The organism is Candidatus Izemoplasmatales bacterium (genome assembly GCA_041649275.1).
GTDB lineage: Bacteria > Bacillota_I > Bacilli_A > Izemoplasmatales > Hujiaoplasmataceae > UBA12489.
This window is the reverse complement of sequence record JBAZNL010000005.1, coordinates 18,200-36,086: the sequence shown is the minus strand read 5'-3', so window position 1 is coordinate 36,086 and position 17,887 is coordinate 18,200. Positions and strand designations below refer to the sequence as shown.

The 17,887-nt window shown below is 65.4% G+C and carries 17 protein-coding genes; 15 read left to right on the top strand and 2 right to left on the bottom strand.

Features of this window, described 5'->3' with window-relative positions:
• Position 1: 1 nt before the first annotated feature.
• The 4 genes from WC509_04770 to WC509_04755 are packed head-to-tail and all read left to right on the top strand — an operon-like array spanning position 2 to position 4,826.
• Positions 2-1,258 (top strand): threonine synthase, encoded by a 1,257-nt coding sequence (locus WC509_04770; GenBank protein MFA5006755.1) that lies wholly within the window; start codon positions 2-4, stop codon positions 1,256-1,258.
• On the top strand, positions 1,255-2,610 hold the full coding sequence (locus WC509_04765) for a pyridoxal-phosphate dependent enzyme (protein MFA5006754.1): 1,356 nt from the start codon (positions 1,255-1,257) through the stop codon (positions 2,608-2,610). Before WC509_04770 ends, WC509_04765 begins: the two co-directional genes overlap by 4 nt.
• A gap of 4 nt (positions 2,611-2,614) precedes the next feature.
• Positions 2,615-3,838, top strand: coding sequence for a YgeY family selenium metabolism-linked hydrolase (locus tag WC509_04760; protein ID MFA5006753.1), 1,224 nt, complete (start codon positions 2,615-2,617; stop codon positions 3,836-3,838).
• A 4-nt stretch (positions 3,839-3,842) separates the two neighbouring features.
• Positions 3,843-4,826: an ornithine carbamoyltransferase gene (locus WC509_04755; protein MFA5006752.1), complete on the top strand. Its 984-nt coding sequence runs from the start codon at positions 3,843-3,845 to the stop codon at positions 4,824-4,826.
• Positions 4,827-4,887: 61 nt separating this feature from the next.
• Here the strand turns inward: WC509_04755 and WC509_04750 are convergent, their stop codons facing one another.
• Both WC509_04750 and WC509_04745 read right to left on the bottom strand, forming a co-directional pair.
• Positions 4,888-6,084, bottom strand: a complete 1,197-nt coding sequence (locus WC509_04750; protein MFA5006751.1) for an NADP-dependent malic enzyme — start codon at positions 6,082-6,084, stop codon at positions 4,888-4,890.
• 7 nt (positions 6,085-6,091) lie between these two features.
• Positions 6,092-6,547, bottom strand: a complete 456-nt coding sequence (locus WC509_04745; protein MFA5006750.1) for a nucleoside deaminase — start codon at positions 6,545-6,547, stop codon at positions 6,092-6,094.
• Between the two features lie 936 nt (positions 6,548-7,483).
• On the opposite strand from WC509_04745, the gene WC509_04740 reads away from it, so the two are divergent.
• The 11 genes from WC509_04740 to WC509_04690 all read left to right on the top strand — a co-directional run bounded on the left by WC509_04740 (position 7,484) and on the right by WC509_04690 (position 17,886).
• Entirely contained in the window at positions 7,484-7,906 is a 423-nt protein-coding gene (locus WC509_04740; GenBank protein MFA5006749.1) for a MaoC family dehydratase, read from the top strand.
• Position 7,907: 1 nt separating this feature from the next.
• The gene (locus WC509_04735) at positions 7,908-8,549 is read left to right on the top strand and encodes a 3-oxoacid CoA-transferase subunit A (protein ID MFA5006748.1); all 642 of its coding nucleotides are present in this window, start codon (positions 7,908-7,910) and stop codon (positions 8,547-8,549) included.
• 4 nt (positions 8,550-8,553) lie between these two features.
• Entirely contained in the window at positions 8,554-9,204 is a 651-nt protein-coding gene (locus WC509_04730) for a 3-oxoacid CoA-transferase subunit B (protein ID MFA5006747.1), read from the top strand.
• On the top strand, positions 9,201-9,584 hold the full coding sequence (locus WC509_04725; protein MFA5006746.1) for a hotdog domain-containing protein: 384 nt from the start codon (positions 9,201-9,203) through the stop codon (positions 9,582-9,584). The genes WC509_04730 and WC509_04725 overlap by 4 nt, the downstream gene beginning before the upstream one ends.
• Positions 9,585-9,588: 4 nt before the next feature.
• Complete coding sequence (locus tag WC509_04720; GenBank protein ID MFA5006745.1) at positions 9,589-10,416, top strand: 3-keto-5-aminohexanoate cleavage protein; 828 nt, start codon at positions 9,589-9,591, stop codon at positions 10,414-10,416.
• Positions 10,413-11,453: an L-erythro-3,5-diaminohexanoate dehydrogenase gene (locus tag WC509_04715; protein ID MFA5006744.1), complete on the top strand. Its 1,041-nt coding sequence runs from the start codon at positions 10,413-10,415 to the stop codon at positions 11,451-11,453. The genes WC509_04720 and WC509_04715 overlap by 4 nt, the downstream gene beginning before the upstream one ends.
• 6 nt (positions 11,454-11,459) lie before the next feature.
• Positions 11,460-12,725: a lysine 2,3-aminomutase gene (ablA, locus tag WC509_04710; protein ID MFA5006743.1), complete on the top strand. Its 1,266-nt coding sequence runs from the start codon at positions 11,460-11,462 to the stop codon at positions 12,723-12,725.
• Positions 12,617-13,714 carry a hypothetical protein gene (locus WC509_04705; GenBank protein MFA5006742.1) on the top strand — a complete coding sequence of 366 codons (1,098 nt, stop codon included), beginning with the start codon at positions 12,617-12,619 and terminating at the stop codon, positions 13,712-13,714. Before ablA ends, WC509_04705 begins: the two co-directional genes overlap by 109 nt.
• Positions 13,711-15,270 (top strand): lysine 5,6-aminomutase subunit alpha, encoded by a 1,560-nt coding sequence (locus WC509_04700; protein ID MFA5006741.1) that lies wholly within the window; start codon positions 13,711-13,713, stop codon positions 15,268-15,270. The genes WC509_04705 and WC509_04700 overlap by 4 nt, the downstream gene beginning before the upstream one ends.
• The gene (locus WC509_04695; GenBank protein ID MFA5006740.1) at positions 15,267-16,001 is read left to right on the top strand and encodes an OAM dimerization domain-containing protein; all 735 of its coding nucleotides are present in this window, start codon (positions 15,267-15,269) and stop codon (positions 15,999-16,001) included. The genes WC509_04700 and WC509_04695 overlap by 4 nt, the downstream gene beginning before the upstream one ends.
• Positions 16,002-16,158: 157 nt before the next feature.
• Entirely contained in the window at positions 16,159-17,886 is a 1,728-nt protein-coding gene (locus tag WC509_04690; GenBank protein ID MFA5006739.1) for a carbohydrate-binding domain-containing protein, read from the top strand.
• Position 17,887: the final 1 nt, after the last annotated feature.

The window sequence follows — 17,887 nt, the reverse complement described above, 5'->3', positions numbered from 1 at the left end:
CATGGCGAAGATCCTATGCCTCGAATGCACCCTGTGCGGAAGAAGACATCCCTACGATCCCGGACTGCACGTCTGTCCCGCCTGCGGCGAACAGGGCGTGCTCGACGTCCGCTACGACTACGACGCGATCGCGAGGACCTTCACGAAGGCGACGCTTGCGGCCGACCCCGACCGCACGATGTGGCGCTACCTGCCGCTTCTGTCGATCGTCGGCGACGGCCACGAACGCACCCTCCGGACCGGCTTCACGCCGCTCTACCGGGCGACACGCCTGGGCGCCGACCTCGGTCTCGACGTCCTCTACGTGAAGGACGAGGGCGTCAATCCGACGGCCTCGATGAAGGACCGCGCCTCGGCGGTCGCGGTGCTCGACGCGCTCGCGCTCGGCGCCCGTACGGTCGCCTGCAGTTCGACCGGGAACGCCGCCTCCTCGCTTGCCGGTCAGGCGGCCCGGATGGGCCTCTCCTCGGTCATCTTCGTTCCGCGGCGGGCACCCGTCGGGAAACTCAACCAGCTTCTCGCGTACGGCTCGACCGTGATCATGGTCGACGGCGACTACAAGGCCGCCTTCGACTTGTCGAAGCGGGCGATCCGCCACTACGGCTGGTACGACCGGAACGCCGCGATCAACCCGCATCTCGTCGAGGGCAAGAAGACGATGTCGCTCGAAATCGCCGAACAGCTCGGCTGGGACGTTCCCGACTGGGCGGTGGTGGCGGTCGGCGACGGCTGCACGGTCGCGGGACTGTACAAGGGCTTCTACGACCTCTTCCGGCTCGGCTTCACGAACCGGATCCCGAAGATCCTCGGCGTCCAGGCGTCCGGCTGCCGGCCGTTCGTCGACGCCTGGGAGCAGAACGAACCGCTCCGCGAGGCGGAGGAGGACACGATCGCGGATTCGATCGCGGTCGGGATCCCGCGCAACCCGGTCAAGGCGATGCGGGCGGTGCGCGATTCCGGCGGCACCTGGATTTCCGTCCCCGACGAGGAGATCCTGGCGATGATGAAGGACCTCGGAAGGACCGAGGGAATCTTCGGCGAACCGGCCGGCGTCGCCGGCCTCGCCGGCCTGAAGGCCGCCGTCGCCCGCGGTCTCGTGAAGAAGGGCGAATCCGTCGTCTGCGCGATGACGGGCAACGGCCTCAAGGACCCGGCGAACGCCGCCCGGGCCGTGGGTTCCCCGATCCTCCTGAAACCGGACCTGGAAGCCCTGATAGACTATATCGACAGACATCATGCGGAGGTGCATGCGCAATGAACAAGATCCCCTACGGTCCCACCTACGAGGAGATGCTTCACCCCGAGAAGGCCGACAAGGCCGTCCGGGCCAGGGCGCTCTCGGCCAAGACCGAGAACGAACTCGATCCGATCAACCTGTTCAACATCACCTGGAAGGACGCCAAGAACCGGGTCCAGAAGATCGTGTTGCCGAAGGCGCTCACGGGCGTCGACGCGAACGTCGTCGTCCTGCTCGGAAAGACCTTTCCTTCGGGATCGCACAAGGTCGGTCCGGCCTACGCGACCCTGATCGAGGGCTGCGTCGACGGCGACATCGTCCCTGGCACGCACACGATCCTCGGTCCCTCGACCGGCAACTTCGGGATCGGCGTCTCCTACATCTGCAACCTGATGAAGTACGACGCGATCGTGATCATGCCCGACAACATGTCGAAGGAGCGCTACGAGCGGATCCGCCGCTACGGCGCGAAGCTCGACCTCACCCCGGGCACCGAGTCGGACGTGATCCTCACGCTCGAACGGACCTACGAACTCAAGAAGGATCCGAAGAACCGCTCGCTCGCGCAGTTCGAACTGATGCCGAACTACCGCTTCCACCGCCACGTCACGGGTCATTCCTGCATCGAGGCCGTGAAGGGCGTCGGGAACGGCCGGATCGCCTGCTTCACCTCGGCTCCCGGCAGCGCCGGGACGCTCGCCGCGGGCGATGCGATCAAGGAGGCCTTCCCCGAGGCCAAAGTGGTCGCGCTCGAGCCGTACGAATGCTCGACGCTCACCGACGGCGGCCGCGGCCAGCATCGCATCGAGGGCATCGGCGACAAGATGTGCACGCTGATCCACAACGTCCTCAACACCGACTTCGTCGCGACGATCGCGGACGACGACTGCGTGAAGGGACTCAAGGTCCTGCACGACGCCCCCGACGTTCTCGTCGAGGCGGGCATCTCGCGGACGACCGCCGAAGGTCTCAGGGAACTGTTCGGCGTCTCCTCCGTCTGCAACATCCTCGGCGCCATCAAGATGGCGAAGTATCTGAAGCTCGGCCCCGAGGACAACGTCGTGACGATCGCCACCGACGGCTTCGACCGCTACGACTCGGTGATCGCCGACCTCGATCGGCGCGTCCTCGAGACGGCGCCGTTCGTGCTGCGCCGCTGGTTCCGCGACATCTTCCTCAAGGCCGGGACCGACGGCATCCTCGACGTCCGCGGCGCGGCCGCGAAGGAGCGGCTCTTCGCCCAGAAGGAGAAGGACTGGCTCCCCTTCGGCTATTCGAAGGAGTATCTGGACGCGATGCGGAATCCCTCGTTCTGGGACCACGAGTACCGCAAGATCGCGGACTACGACGCGAAGATCCGCGCGATGAGGTAGCATCGTGAAGCGCGACTATGCATCGATCCGCCGGCTGGCGGAAACGTACCGTCCGGACATCGTCCGGTTCCTCCGGGACATGATCCGGATTCCCTCCGAATCGTGCGGCGAACGCGAAGTCGTCCTCCGCATCGCGAAGGAGATGGAGGACGTCGGGTTCGACGAAGTCCGGATCGACGCGATGGGCAACGTCCTCGGGCGGATCGGCCGCGGAAAGCACTTGATCGCGATGGACGCCCACATCGACACCGTCGGGATCGGCGACATCCGCAACTGGTCCTTCGACCCCTACGAGGGCAAGGAGGACGAACGGTGCGTCTACGGCCGCGGCGGCTCGGACCAGGAGGGCGGGATGGCCTCGATGGTCTACGCCGGCAAGATCCTGAAGGACCTCGGGCTCGAGGACGACTGCACCCTCCTCGTCACCGGCACGGTCCAGGAGGAGGACTGCGACGGCCTCTGCTGGCAGTACCTGATCGAACGCGAGGGCATCCGCCCCGCATTCGTCGTGATCACCGAACCGACCGCCTGCCGGATCTACCGCGGGCATCGCGGCCGGATGGAGATCCGAGTCTCGACCCGCGGCGTCTCCTGCCACGGCAGCGCCCCCGAGCGCGGCGACAACGCGATCTACAAGATGGCGCCGATCCTGCTCGAACTGCAGGAACTGCACGGCCGGCTGAAGGACGACCCCTTCCTCGGGAAGGGCTCGCTCACCGTCTCCGAAATCTTCCACAGCTCGCCCTCGCGCTGCGCCGTCGCCGACGGCTGCGCGATCTCGGTGGACCGCCGCCTCACCGCCGGCGAGACCTACGAGAGCGCGCTTCAGGAGATCCGCGACCTGCCCTCGGTCAGGCGGGCGGGCGCGGTCGTCGAGATGTACCGGTACGACCGGCCGTCGTACACCGGTCTCGTCTATCCGACCGACTGCTACTTCCCGACGTGGGTCCTCGAGAAGGACCATCCCGTCCTGAAGGCGGCCGTCGGCGCCTACGAGCGCCTCTTCGAGGAAAAGCCCGTCGTCGACAAGTGGACCTTCTCGACGAACGCGGTGACGATCATGGGACGGCACGGAATCCCCTGCGTCGGGTTCGGACCCGGACGCGAGGAGGAGGCCCACGCCCCGAACGAAAAGACCTACAAGGACGAACTCGTGAAGGCGGCGGCGTTCTACGCCGCGCTCCCCGGCGTCTACATGGACGGCCTCAAGGGCCGCAAGGAGGAATAGCGTCATGCAACCCCTGTTCAAAGGAAGACACTTCATCACCCTCGAGGAATGGTCGAAGCCCGAAATCGACAAGCTGCTCGAGGTCTCCAAAGAGCTCAAGCACGATTTCCGCAGTAACGTCCCGACCCCCTACCTCACCGACAAGACGGCGTTTCTGATGTTCTTCGAGCAGTCCACCCGTACCCGCAACTCGATGGAGTCCGGTCTCGCCCAGCTCGGCGGACACGCCACCTTCCTCGATACCTCGATGATGCAGGTGTCCCACGGCGAATCCGCCAAGGACACCGCCATCATCCTCTCCTCCTACGGCCACGGCATCGCCTGCCGCAACTGCTTCTGGGAGGTCGGGAACAAGTACCTCCGCGAGATGGCGAAGTGGTCCACCGTCCCGATCATGAGCCTCCAGGACGACCTCTACCATCCGATGCAGGCGCTCGCCGACCTGATGACCATCCAGGAGGTCAAGGGCGAAACGAAACGCCTCAAGGTCTCGATCATCTGGGCGTTCGCGACCACCCACAAGAAGCCGATCTCGGTCCCGCTTTCGCAGATCCTGCTCTTCCCGCGCTACGGGATGGACGTCACCCTCGCCTATCCGGAGGGATATCCGCTCCCCGACTGGGCGATCGCGAAGGCGCGGAAGAACGCGCTCGAGAACGGCGGCTCCTTCCGCATCACCCACGACATGAAGGAAGCCTACGAGGGCGCCGACGTCGTGATCCCGAAGAACTGGGGATCCTGGGTCGCGAACACCTCGACGCAGGTCGTCGACGAGAACCTCGTGAAGAACAAGTCGTGGAAGTGCACCGAAGCGATGATCGCGCTTTCGAAGCCGGACGTCTCCTACATGCACGCCCTCCCCGCCGACCGCGGGAACGAGGTCGAGGACTCCGTCATCGACGGACCGCACTCGATCGTCTACCAGGAGGCCGAGAACCGGCTTCACACCGCCAAGGCCGTCATGGCCTTGACGATGGGCGACAAGTAGACCGCCACATGAAGAAAACAGGTTCGGTCTCCGAAAGGGGATCGAACCTGTTTTCGTTTCTTCAGCGGAGCGCGTCCGGATCGTACGGGGCGCGGGCGACGCCGGAACGGATCGCCGCCGCGCGGACGGCCGCGGCGACGCGGGCGTGCACGGTTCCGTCGAGCGGCGAGGGGATGACGGATTCCGGGGAGAGGATTTCGAGCGGGACGGAATCGGCGATCGCCAACGATGCGGCCACCATCATCCCGGCGTCGATGTCGCGGGCGCGGACGTCGAGCGCGCCGCGGAAGATGCCGGGGAAGCAGAGGAGGTTGTTGATCTGGTTGGGATGTTTCGAACTGCCGGTGCCGACGACCGCGGCACCGGCGGCGAGGGCTTCGTAGCGGGTGATCTCGGGAATCGGATTGGCGAGCGGAAAGACGATCGCACCCGGGTTCATCGAGCGCACCATCGCGGCATCGACGCATCCGGGCACGGACACGCCGATGAAGACATCGGCGCCATGGAGCGCATCGCGAAGCGTCCCCCGGAGTCCGCGGCGGTTGGTCTTCGCGGCAAGCGCCTTGTGGGCTTGGGAGAGCGCGGGGTCGCCGTGAAAGAGGATCCCCAGGCGGTCGCAGGCGATCACGTCGCCGACGCCGAGGTCGAGCAGAAACTCCGCGATCGCGGTGCCGGCCGCACCGGCGCCGTTCACGACGACGCGGACGGACGCGAGGTCCTTTCCGACGACCCTAAGGGCGTTTCGCAGGGCGGCGCCGACGACGACGGCGGTGCCGTGCTGGTCGTCGTGGAAGACGGGGATGTCGCAGATCGCTTTCAGGCGCCGTTCGATCTCGAAACAGCGCGGGGCGGAGATGTCCTCGAGGTTGATCCCGCCGAAGCTGCCGGCGAGGAGGGAAACGCATCGCACGAACTCGTCGGGATCCTTCGAACGGACGCAGAGCGGAATCGCGTCGACGTCGCCGAAGGTCTTGAAAAGGAGCGCCTTGCCCTCCATCACCGGCATCCCGGCCTCGGGGCCGATGTCGCCGAGGCCGAGGACGGCGGTGCCGTCGGTGATCACGGCGACGGTGTTGTGGCGGCGGGTGTAGAGGTAGGAAAGGTCGGGATCCTTCTGGATCAGAAGGCACGGTTCGGCGACGCCGGGGGTGTAGGCGAGGGACAAGGTGGCGCGGTCGGCGATCTCGATCCGGGGTGCGACCTCGATCTTCCCGCGCAGCCGTTCGTGGAGCAGGAGCGCTTCGGACTTGTCGGCCATGGGTCCCTCAGTAGTTCGTCTTGGCTTCGAGCCGGTTGTACTGGTCGAAAAGCGAAAGGCATTCGTCGCGGTCGATCATCGTCATCTTCTGCTGGAGCGCCTTCTTCGACATCTTGTAGAACTCCATGTCGCGGAAACCGATCTTCTCGGTGTCGGCGACGGTGCAGCCGTAGTAGACATTCCCGATGTTCGCCCAGTAGATCGCCCAGAGACACATCGGGCAGGGCTCGGCGGTGCTGTAGAGTTCGCATCCCGAGAGGTCGAAGGTGCCGAGCTTCTTCGAGGCGCGGCGGATCGCGACGATCTCGCCGTGGGCGGTCGGGTCGTGCGAGACGACGACGCGGTTGTGGCCCTTGGCGACGATCTTCCCGTCCTTCACGACGACGGCGCCGAACGGCCCGCCGTCATTGACCGCGATGCCCTTTTCGGCTTCGCGGATCGCGGTCTTCATGTACTTGTTCATGCGGTTCACCCTTTCGGTTCATGGTTGCGCTTACATTATACCAAATGACGAGCGGATTGTCTTCGCCATTCGGTGAAAACCGTCCATCCTTCGATCCCGTCGGGTCGCGTGCGGGGCCGTCGCGGCGTTTCCGTGAATTTGCGACCGTCGCGATCGTATCTATGATACGAATCTCGCCGTCCACGCAACTTTTTTGCGCAAAGGTATGGATTTTTCCGAAAAGGTTTGGTATAAGAGAGTCGAGGGGTGCCTCCGCATCCCCGTCGGACGATCGCATCATGCAAGGATCCACGTCGCTTCTCGCTTCACGACAAACCGCGGGGGGGCCCGCGGTCGCAAGTCCTCACGAGGGGAACCGGATGACGATCCAGAACCAGAACGCATCTGTTTCGGAACGATCCATGGTTTGGCTTTTCCAGATCAATCGCTTGAACGTCGATCGCACCGTCGGGAATCTTCCGACCCGGCCGCCGGAGAATCTCGCAAGCGAACCACCGAACACGATCCAGGGAACGCTTCAGCATCGATCCATCGTCAGTACCCAGAGCACGTCCGACGTCATCGCATCACGATCGCTTTGCTTCACCCCTCGCCCACGTCATCTGGCGTCACAGGCGGAACGGTTCCGGCGGACCGTTCCGCCTTCCTTTTGCGCCTGCGCGCAGTTGACAACGCTTTCACCCCGTGTTATGATGGTTACGGCATCGATAAAACTGCATCGCATCGCAGAGGTGCGGCGTCGCGGGTAGGCCGGCGATGCGAACGGGACGGATCCCGGACGCGTCGGCCGAAGGGCGACGTCGTCGGTGGCACGACCGGGTCCGTCCGGCCGCGCCAGGCGTCGGACCCCACGTTTCCGCCGCTGTCATCGTTCGGATGAAGAGCTGTCATGGTTACGACATGACGGCTTTATTTTTTTCAAGGAGGCGGATATCCATGAATCGAAAGACGATCGAAACCCTGCGCGTGGGCGACACCGCGTCGCTCTCGAAATCGTTTACGGAAGCGGACGTCGCCGGTTTCGCGGCGGTGTCGGGCGACCATAATCCCGCCCACATGGACGAAGCGTACGCGAAGGACACGGTCTTCGGCGCGCGCATCGTCCACGGCATGCTCGTCGGCTCGCTCTTCAGCGCGATCCTCGGCACCGAGCTGCCCGGGCTCGGCAGCATCTACACCCACCAGACGCTCAAGTTTACGAAGCCGGTCTATCTCGGCGACGCGGTCACCGCGACGGTGACGGTGCGCGAGCTGATTCCGGAGAAGAACCGCGTGATCCTCGATACGGTCGCGGTCAACCAGAAGGGCGAGACGGTGATCGTCGGCGAAGCCGTGATCATGCCGCCGAAGGGGGAATAGCATGAGAGGTTTTCTGACATCGCATGAACTCGGACGCTTCTTCCGCGACGGGATGACCGTCATGGTCGGCGGTTTTCTCGCCAACGGATCGCCGGAACGGCTCGTCTCGGCCCTCCTCGCCTCGGGCGCGAAGGACCTCGTCGTGATCGCCAACGACGGCGGCTGGGAGGATCGCGGCGTCGGCCGCCTGATCGTCGCCGGCCGCGTGAAGAAGCTGATCGCTTCGCACATCGGCACCAATCCGTCCGCCGGAAGGATGATGCAGGAGGGTTCGATGAAGGTCGAGCTCGTCCCCCAGGGGACGCTCGCCGAACGGATCCGCGCCCACGGCGCCGGTCTCGGCGGCGTGCTCACCCCGACCGGGCTCGGCACCGTCGTCCAGGAAGGCAAGCGCACGATCGAGGCGAACGGGCGCGAATGGCTCTTCGAGGAGCCGCTCGGCGCCGACGTCGCCCTTCTCGGCGGCGCGATCGCCGACCGCTTCGGGAACCTTTCCTTCCGCGGCTCGCAGCGCAACTTCAATCCGGTGATGGCGACGGCCGCGGCCGTCGTTCTGGCCGAACCGTACGAGATCAAGGACGCCCTCGACCCCGAGTACGTCGTGGTCCCCCACCCGCTCGTCGATTACGTTCTGGAGGACTGAGGCCATGGAAGACAAGTTCGTCATCGCCCGCCGCATCGCCCTCGAACTCGAGGACGGCGACCTCGTCAACCTCGGCATCGGCACGCCGACCCTCGTCGCCGACTTCATCCCGAAGGACAGGCGCGTCACGCTCCAGAGCGAGAACGGCATCATCGGGATCGGACCGCTCTCGGAAACCCCGACCGGTTCCTGCAACGCCGGCGGCCAGCACGCAACGATCGTCCCGGGAGGCTCGTTCTTCGATTCGACGCTCTCGTTCTCGATCATCCGCGGCGGCCACGTCGACGTCACCGTCCTCGGCGCCCTCGAGGTGGACGCCGAAGGTTCGCTCGCGTCCTGGATCATCCCGGGCAAGAAGGTCCCCGGGATGGGCGGGGCGATGGACCTCGTCGTCGGCGCGAAGAAGGTCATCGTCGCCACGACCCACACCAACAACGGCAGGCCGAAGATCCTGAAGAGGTGCGCGCTTCCGCTCACGGCGCGCCGCGAGGTCGACCTGATCGTCACCGAACTCGCCGTGATCGCCGTCGAGGAAGGCGGCCTCCGGCTGCTTGAAGTCCATCCCGACCATACGGTCGCGGAAGTCGTCGCCCTCACCGAAGCGCCGCTTCGAGTCGACGGCGTCGTCCCCATGAAAGGAGTCGAAAAGGCATGAAAACGACACTCAGGATGCGTCTTTCCCAACAGGACGCCCATTACGGCGGAAACCTCGTCGACGGCGCGAAGGCGCTCGCCCTCTTCGGCGACGCCGCCACCGAACTCCTGATCCGCCACGACGGCGACGAGGGTCTCTTCCGCGCCTACGAATCGGTCGAGTTCCTCGCGCCCCTCCGCGCCGGCGACTTCGTCGAGGTCACTGCCGAGATCGTCGCCGTCGGGAACACCTCGCGCAAGATGGCCTTCGCGCTCCATAAGGTCGTCGCCGCCCGTCCCGACCTCTCGGCGTCGGCCGCCGACGCCCTCGAGGAGCCGATCCTCTGCGTCACCGCGGTCGGCACCTGCGTCGTCCCGAAGGGCTGCCAGCGGCAGGGCTGAAGCCTTGGAACCGCTCATCATCACCTGCGCCGTCACCGGCGCGGAAGTGACCAAGGAACAGAACCCGGCGGTCCCCTACACCGTCGCCGAACTGGCCGAGGCGGCCCGGGGTGCGGCGGAGGCGGGGGCCTCCGTGATCCATCTGCACGCCCGCACCGACGACGGCCGTCCGACCCAGGACGCCGCGCGCTTCCGGGAGATCATCGAGGCGATCCGCGCCGCCGCGCCGGACGTCATCGTCCAGGTCTCGACCGGCGGCGCCGTCGGGATGTCACGCGCCGAACGGCTCCAGCCGGTCTCGCTTTCCCCGGAGATGGCGACGCTCGACTGCGGTACGCTCAACTTCGGCGGCGACGACATCTTCGTCAACACCGAGAACGACATCATCGCCTTCGCGAAGGCGCTCCAGGACGCGCACGTCGCGAAGGAGCTCGAATGTTTCGAGAAGGGGCACGTGGACACCGTCCTCCGGCTCGCGCGGAAGGGATTCGTCAAGCCGCCCTTCCACTTCTCGTTCGTGCTCGGCGTGAACGGCGGGATGACCGGCGAGGAACGCGACTTCCGCTTCCTCCGCGAAAGCATCCCGGCGGACGCCACCTACAGCGTCGCCGGCATCGGTAGGTACGAGTTTCCGCTCGCGGAACTCGCGATCGCCGACGGCGGCCACGTCCGCGTCGGCCTCGAGGACAACCTGTACGTCGAGAAGGGCGTGCTCGCATCCTCGAACGCGCAGCTCGTCGCCAAGGTCGCGGCGATGGCGGTCCGCCACGGACGCCGCGTCGCCACGCCCGTCGAGGCGCGGAGGATCCTGGGAATGGAGGGAAGACGATGACGAAACCATGTCCTTACGGGACGCACCGCGTCCTGTCGCCCGCCGGGGCGTTGCCCCAGGCGGCGGACGTCCTCGACAACCGCCTGCCGATCCGCGAGAACGAACTCCTGATCGCCGTCGAGACGCTCAACGTCGATTCCGCGAGCTTCCACCAGATCATGGGAGCCTGCGGCGGCGACGAGAAGAAGATGGCTGAGATGATCATGGACATCGTCACGCGGCGCGGGAAACTCCAGAATCCCGTGACCGGATCCGGGGGGATGCTTCTCGGGACGGTCAGGGAGGTCGGGTCCGCCTTCCCCGGCAAGGCGAAGCCGGGCGACCGGATCGCGACGCTCGTGTCGCTCTCGCTCACGCCGCTCTCGATCCGTTCGATCAGGAAGATCCACATGGAGAACGACCAGGTCGACGTCGACGCCGACGCGATCCTGTTTTCCACCGGCATCTACGCGAAGATTCCCGCCGACCTCGACCAGAAGGTCGTGATGTCCGCGCTCGACGTCGCCGGCGCGCCGGCGCAGGTGCATCGGCTCGTGAATCCCGGTTCATCCGTCCTGATCCTCGGCGCCTCGGGCAAGTCGGGCGTGCTCTGCGCATTTCAGGCGAAACTCGACGCCGGTCCCGAAGGACACGTCGTCGGGGTCGTGAACGACCTCAAGCAGCTGCCCGAACTCGAAGCACTGCACGCCTGCGACGAGATCGTCGTCGCCGACGCCCGCGACCCGATGGACGTCTACCGGAAGGCGCTCGAGGCCAACGGCGGACGGAAGTACGACCTGACGGTGAACGTGGTGAACGTCGCCGGTACGGAGATGGCCTCGATCCTGCCCACGAGGGACGACGGCATCGTCTATTTCTTCTCGATGGCGACCTCGTTCTCGCGTGCCGCGCTCGGCGCCGAAGGCGTCGCCAGCGGCGCCACGATGATGATCGGAAACGGCTACACCGCCGGACACGCCGACTTCACGATCGACCTCATCAGGAAATCGCCCGAGCTCTACCGGCTCTTCCGGAAGCGCTACGGCGGAAAGGAGTGACACCCCATGCTCGTCAAGAACGACAGCTATCTGAAACGCAAGGCGATCCTGTTCCCGAACGTCACGGACGCCGAATGGAACGACTGGAAGTGGCAGGTGCGAAACCGCGTCACCTCCGTCGAGCAGCTGAAGAAGTACATCGCCCTTACCCCGAAGGAAGAGGAGGACATTCGCGCCGTCCTCGGCAAGTTCCGGATGGCGATCACCCCCTACTACCTCACCCTGATCGATCCCGACGATCCGGACGATCCCGTCCTCCTGCAGTCGGTCCCGTCGATCGGCGAACTGTACGTGAGCCCCGTCGACATGGCCGACCCGCTCGACGAGGACAAGGACTCGCCCGTCCCCGGCCTCACCCACCGCTATCCCGACCGCGTCCTGTTGCTCGTCACCGACATGTGCGGGATGTACTGCCGCCACTGCACGCGGCGCCGCTTCGCCGGACAGAAGGACGGCGAGTCGACGAAGGAGCGGATCGAGAAGGGGATCGACTACATCCGGAGGACTCCCGAGGTGCGGGACGTCCTGCTTTCCGGCGGCGACGTGCTTCTGCTTTCCGACGAGAAGCTCGAGTGGGTCATCTCCGAACTCCGCAAGATCGACCACGTCGAGATCATCCGGCTCGGGACGCGCACGCCCGTCGTGCTCCCCTCCCGGATCACCGACGGTCTCGTCGCGATGCTTCGAAAGTACCACCCGATCTGGGTCAACACCCATTTCAACCACTACAACGAAATCACCTCGGAATCGGCCGCGGCGATCGCGAAGCTCGCCGACGCCGGCATCCCGCTCGGCAACCAGTCGGTCCTGCTCCGCGGCGTGAACGACTGCGTCAACATCATGCGCACGCTCGTCACGCGGCTTGCGCAGATGCGCGTCCGTCCCTACTACATCTACCAGTGCGACCTCTCGATGGGCATCGAGCATTTCCGCACGCCGATCTCGAAGGGGATCGAGATCATCGAGGGCCTCCGCGGCCACGTTTCAGGCTTCTGCGTCCCGACCTTCGTCGTCGACGCCCCGGGTGGCGGCGGGAAGATCCCGGTGATGCCCAACTACGTCCTCTCGATGTCGCCGTCACGCACGGTCCTGCGCAACTACGAGGGCGTCATCACCACCTACACCGAGCCCGCCGAATACGACGACACCTGCGACTGCGAGCTTTGCGCGAACCAGAAGCCGCACGACGGCGTCTCAAGCCTGCTGGCGGGCAAGCGACTTTCGATCGAGCCGAAGCACCTCGAAAGAAGGGAACGGTCATCGAAAGGCTGAGACGGCTGGTCGGCGACCACACCGTCGTCTCGATCGTCGGCAATGCCAAGAACGCCGGCAAGACGACGGTGCTGAACGCGCTCGTCCCGACCTATTCCGACGTCACGGTCGGCGTCACCTCGGTCGGGCTCGACGGCGAGGAACTCGACGCCGTCACCTATCTTCCCAAGCCGCGCATCCGGCTCACCGCCGGGACCCTCTGCGCGACCGCCGAGGACTGCCTGAGGACGGCCGAGGCGAAGACCCGGATCGTCCGCCGCACCGGGATCATGACCGGACTCGGCGAGATCGTCGTGGTCGAAGTCCTGTCCGAAGGGATCCTCCTCGTCGGCGGTCCGTCCACGGCCTCCGCGACCGAGGAGATCGTCCGCATCCTCCGCGGACTCGGCGCCAGGCGCATCTTCCTCGACGGCGCCTTCGCCCGCGGCTCGCACGCCGCGGCCGGCGAGGCGATGGTCTACGTCGCCGGCGCCCACCTGTCGGCCTCGATGGACGCGGTCGTCCGCGCCGCGAAATACGCGGTCGCGAAGTTCACGCTCCCCGCCGTCGATCCGGCGCTCTCGTTCCTCGAAGCCGTCGACGCGATCGGCTGGATCGACGTCGACCATCGATTCCATCCGCTCGACGTCCCGTCCGCGGTCGGTTCCGCCGACGCCGTCCTCGACCGCGTTCCGCCGGCCGCCCGCTGGCTGTACCTGCCGAAGGCGCTCGGACCGACGTTCGCCCGCCGCTTCGTCGATCGCCGCACCGGACACGATTGCGGCCTCGTCGTCCGCGGTCCGCTTTCGATCGTCGCCGACGGCGACGCGCTCCGCCACCTGTTTCTGCTCGGGCGCGATATCCGCGTCCTGACCCCGATGAAGGTCCTCTTCGTCGGCGCCAACCCGTTTTCACCCGCCGGGCACCGCTTCGACCGCGAGGCGTTTCTCGACGCACTGTCCGACGCGACCGGCCTTCCGGCCGTCGACGTCATGGAGGAATCCGCATGAGAACCTACGACAAGCTCAACCTCGACCGGAAGAAGATCGCCGAATGCCGGGCGTATGCGAAACGCATCGGCGAGACGACCCAGACCTTCATCGACGCGCACACGACCGTCGCCGTCGAACGTACCGTCCTGCGCCTCTGCGGCGTCGACGGCATCGACCGGTTCGACGTCCCGATCCCCAACCTGATGGTCGATGACGTGAACAGGCACGGCGACCTCTCCCGCGGCGTCTCGGTCTATCTTGCGAGCGCCCTCAAGGCCATCGGACTCGACCTGGACGCGTTCGTCTCGGCTTTCGCCGACGGCAAGGCGACGCTTTGCGGTCATCCGCTTCTCGGAAACGACGAGGCGCGGCGGATCCTGAAACCGTACCTCGACCGCAAGTTCGCAAGGATCGACGAGAACCGCGCGACCCGCGACGCCTACGTCCGGCGCTTCGGGAAACGCGACTGCGAGATCTACCTGATCGTCGCCACCGGGAACATCTACGAGGACGTCGTCCAGGCGCAGGCGGCCGCGGAGGCGGGCGCCGACATCATCGCCGTGATCCGTTCGACCGGCCAGTCGCTCCTCGACTTCGTGCCCTATGGAGCGACGACCGAGGGCTTCGGCGGCACGTTCGCCACCCAGGAGAACTTCCGGATCATGCGCAAGGCCCTCGACGAAACCTCGGAAAAGGTCGGCCGGTACATCAAGCTGGTCAACTACGCCTCCGGTCTCTGCATGCCGGAAATCGCCGCGATGGGCGCTTTGGAACGACTCGACGTGATGTTGAACGACTCCATGTACGGGATCATCTTCCGCGACATCAACATGCGACGCACGCTCGTCGACCAGCATTTTTCGCGCTCTCTCAACGCCTACGCCGGAATCGTCATCAACACCGGCGAGGACAATTATCTGACGACTTCGGACGCCGTCGACAAGGCCCACACGGTTCTCGCCAGCCAGTTCATCAACGAACGCTTCGCGATCCAGGCGGGGCTTCCTCCCGAACAGACGGGACTCGGACATGCCTTCGAGATCGATCCCGCGATCGGAAACGGCTTCCTCTACGAGATCGCGCAGGCGGAGATGGCGCGCGAGATCTTCCCCGACTGTCCGCTCAAGTACATGCCGCCGACGAAACACTCCACCGGCAACATCTTCCAGACGCACGCGATGGACACGCTCTTCAACACCGCGACGACGATGACGGGCCAGTCGATCCACCTGCTCGGAATGATGACCGAAGCGATCCACACGCCCTTCCTCGCCGACCGCCACCTCGCCGTCGAAAACGCCAAGATGGTACAGACCACGATGGGCGCGATCTACGACGAACTGCGGTTCGCTCCCGACGGAATCGTCGTGAAACGGGCCCATCAGGTCCTCGAGGAGGCGCGCGCGATGCTCGAGAAGATCGCGGGCACCTCGCTCTTCGATGCGCTCGAACGCGGCGACTTCGCCGACATCAGGCGCTCCCGCGACGGCGGGAAGGGCCTCGAAGGCGTCGTCGCGAAGCATCCGGACTACATGAACGCCGCCTTCGAGCGGCTCAGGGAGGGACGCCGATGAACATCCGACCCTATGGCGACACGTCCAACGACGGGAAGGTCCAGCTGTCCTTCACCCTGCCCGTGAAGGCGGGGGCGAAGGGCATCGAGTGCGCGAAGGAATTCGCGCGGCAGATGGGGATGATCGACCCGAACGTCGTCCACTGCGAACCGATGGGCGAGGTCTTCTCGATGTACGTGGTCTACGGGCGCACGCCGTTCTTGGTCGACCCCGACCGGATCGCCGTGAGCGAACTCGAGACCCCGGCGCTGTCGATGGAGGAGGTCGAACGCCTGATCGAGGAGAAGCTCGGGCGCGACGTCGTCTTCGTCGGCGCCTCGACCGGGACCGACGCCCACACCGTCGGGATCGACGCGATCATGAACATGAAGGGCTACGCGGGTCACTACGGTCTCGAACGCTACCGGCACGTGAAGACCTGCAACATGGGGTCGCAGGTGTCCAACGAGGCCTTCGTGAAGAAGGCGAGGGAACTGAAGGCCGACGTCCTGCTCGTCAGCCAGACGGTGACCCAGAAGGACGTCCACCTCGCGAACATGGTCGAACTCGTCGAACTGCTCGAAGCCGAGAAGATGCGCGACGACGTGATCCTGATCGCCGGCGGCGCCCGCATCACCCACGAACTCGCGAAGGAACTCGGCTACGACGCCGGTTTCGGACCGAAGAAGTACGCCGAGGACGTCGCGACCTACGCGGTCCTCGAACTGATCCGCCGCAAGGACCGGGGCTGACGCCTCGGTCTTTTCATTGTTCGTTTCTTGTGATGAAACCATCACGATGTTCACCGATCCTTGGCAAAACCGACATCGTCTTCTCACAGACCGAACCTATAATGGGGCTGGAAACGAATCGGAGGAACGGTCCTCCGACCGCCGAAAGGGGCACCCCATGAAGAAGACCCTCCTGCTGTTCGCATCGCTCTTGATCGTGCTCGCAATCGCCGGCTGCTCGCTCGACACGACCGCCGGCGTCTTCACCGGAACGCCGACGTACGACGACGAGGACGACGAGGACGTCGTGACCACCGTCGCCGGCTCCTCCGACATCACCTTCACCACAACCGCCGTGACGATCACGACCGCCAACGGAACAGCGTCGACGACGCTTCCCGCCGGGTCGACGATATCGATCGACGCCGGCGGCGTCTACGTGATCACCGGCGCCGGCGAGGGCAACATCGTCGTCTCCGCCGGCAAGGACGAGACCGTGACGCTGGTGCTTTCCGGATGCGACCTGACGAGTCCCGACGGACCGGTCATCCTCGCCGAACAGTCCGGCAAGCTCATCCTCAATCTCGCCGACGGCACCGCGAACCGCCTCGCCGACCGCGCCGGGTCGACCTCCGACATCCATAGCGTCGTCTTCTCCAACGACGACGTCACGATCAACGGCACCGGCTCGCTGACGATCGAGGCGAACGTCGGAAACGGCCTGAACACGGACGACGACCTCGTCATCACGAACGGTACGATCGCGATCACGGCCGAGAACAACTGCCTCAAGGCGAACGACTCGATTACGATCAAGGACGCGACCCTGACGCTGACCGCCGGCAACGACGCGATCCACTGCGAGAACGCGGAAAGCGCCGAGAACGGCCTGATCACGATCGAAAGCGGCGTCTTCACGATCTCGGCGTACGGCGACGGGCTCGACGCATCGCATGCCGTCACGATTTTCGACGGGACGTTCATGATCGTCTCCGGCGTGAACAACGCCTCGATCGCGACCGTCTCCGGCAAGGGCATCAAGGCGACGGACGCCGTCGCGATCGCCGGCGGTACCATCGACATCGTCTCGAAGGACGACGCGATCCATGCGAACGGCACGGTCGTCGTCGCCGGCGGATCGATCGCCATCACCTCGAACGACGACGGGATCCACGCGGACGAGACGCTGTCGATCGAAGGCGGCGAGATCGACATCCGGAAATCCTACGAAGGACTCGAGTCGCTCGCGATCGCCGTTTCCGGCGGGACCGTCCGCATCAAGGCATCCGACGACGGGATCAACGGCGCCGGCGGCGTCGACGGATCCGGTACGTTCCCCTGGGGAGGACAGCCCCGGGCGTCCGCCGGCAACGCGTCGCTTTCCATCTCGGGCGGCTACGTCTACGTCGACTCTACCGGCGACGGCCTCGACGTCAACGGCGCGCTCTCGATCTCCGGCGGCGTCGTGATCGTGAACGGACCGACCGCCTCCGACAACGGTGCGCTCGACTACGACTCCTCGTTTGCGATGACCGGTGGGATCCTGATCGCCGCCGGCTCGATGGGGATGGCGCAGAACGTCGGCTCGACATCGACGCAGTACGGCGTGCTCGTCAACCTGACGACCGCCTCGGCGAAGATCGTGCGGATCGAAACCGCGGACGGGACCGAGGTCGTCACCTTCCGGCCGTCGAAGAATATCCAGACGATCGTCATCTGCACCCCGGAATTCGCCCGCGGGACGACCTACAACGTCTATCTCGGCGGCACTGTGACCGATCCGACGTCCTCGCTCGATGGCGTCACCGCCGGCGGAACTTATGCGTCTGGAACGCTCTACAAGACCTTCACGATCACCGCAATCGCCACCACCGTCGGAACTTCCTCCGGCGGCGGGAGACCCTGAC

What these genes read in the sequence shown, in the direction of transcription:
- WC509_04750 (MFA5006751.1), bottom strand. Translation starts at nt 6,084, where the DNA reads ATGGCCGACAAGTCCGAAGCGCTCCTGCTCCACGAACGGCTGCGCGGG.
- WC509_04740 (MFA5006749.1), top strand. Translation starts at nt 7,484, where the DNA reads ATGAATCGAAAGACGATCGAAACCCTGCGCGTGGGCGACACCGCGTCG.
- WC509_04695 (MFA5006740.1), top strand. Translation starts at nt 15,267, where the DNA reads ATGAACATCCGACCCTATGGCGACACGTCCAACGACGGGAAGGTCCAG.
- WC509_04715 (MFA5006744.1), top strand. Translation starts at nt 10,413, where the DNA reads ATGACGAAACCATGTCCTTACGGGACGCACCGCGTCCTGTCGCCCGCC.
- WC509_04745 (MFA5006750.1), bottom strand. Translation starts at nt 6,547, where the DNA reads ATGAACAAGTACATGAAGACCGCGATCCGCGAAGCCGAAAAGGGCATC.
- WC509_04730 (MFA5006747.1), top strand. Translation starts at nt 8,554, where the DNA reads ATGGAAGACAAGTTCGTCATCGCCCGCCGCATCGCCCTCGAACTCGAG.
- WC509_04690 (MFA5006739.1), top strand. Translation starts at nt 16,159, where the DNA reads ATGAAGAAGACCCTCCTGCTGTTCGCATCGCTCTTGATCGTGCTCGCA.
- WC509_04700 (MFA5006741.1), top strand. Translation starts at nt 13,711, where the DNA reads ATGAGAACCTACGACAAGCTCAACCTCGACCGGAAGAAGATCGCCGAA.
- WC509_04735 (MFA5006748.1), top strand. Translation starts at nt 7,908, where the DNA reads ATGAGAGGTTTTCTGACATCGCATGAACTCGGACGCTTCTTCCGCGAC.
- WC509_04725 (MFA5006746.1), top strand. Translation starts at nt 9,201, where the DNA reads ATGAAAACGACACTCAGGATGCGTCTTTCCCAACAGGACGCCCATTAC.
- WC509_04755 (MFA5006752.1), top strand. Translation starts at nt 3,843, where the DNA reads ATGCAACCCCTGTTCAAAGGAAGACACTTCATCACCCTCGAGGAATGG.
- ablA (MFA5006743.1), top strand. Translation starts at nt 11,460, where the DNA reads ATGCTCGTCAAGAACGACAGCTATCTGAAACGCAAGGCGATCCTGTTC.
- WC509_04770 (MFA5006755.1), top strand. Translation starts at nt 2, where the DNA reads ATGGCGAAGATCCTATGCCTCGAATGCACCCTGTGCGGAAGAAGACAT.
- WC509_04765 (MFA5006754.1), top strand. Translation starts at nt 1,255, where the DNA reads ATGAACAAGATCCCCTACGGTCCCACCTACGAGGAGATGCTTCACCCC.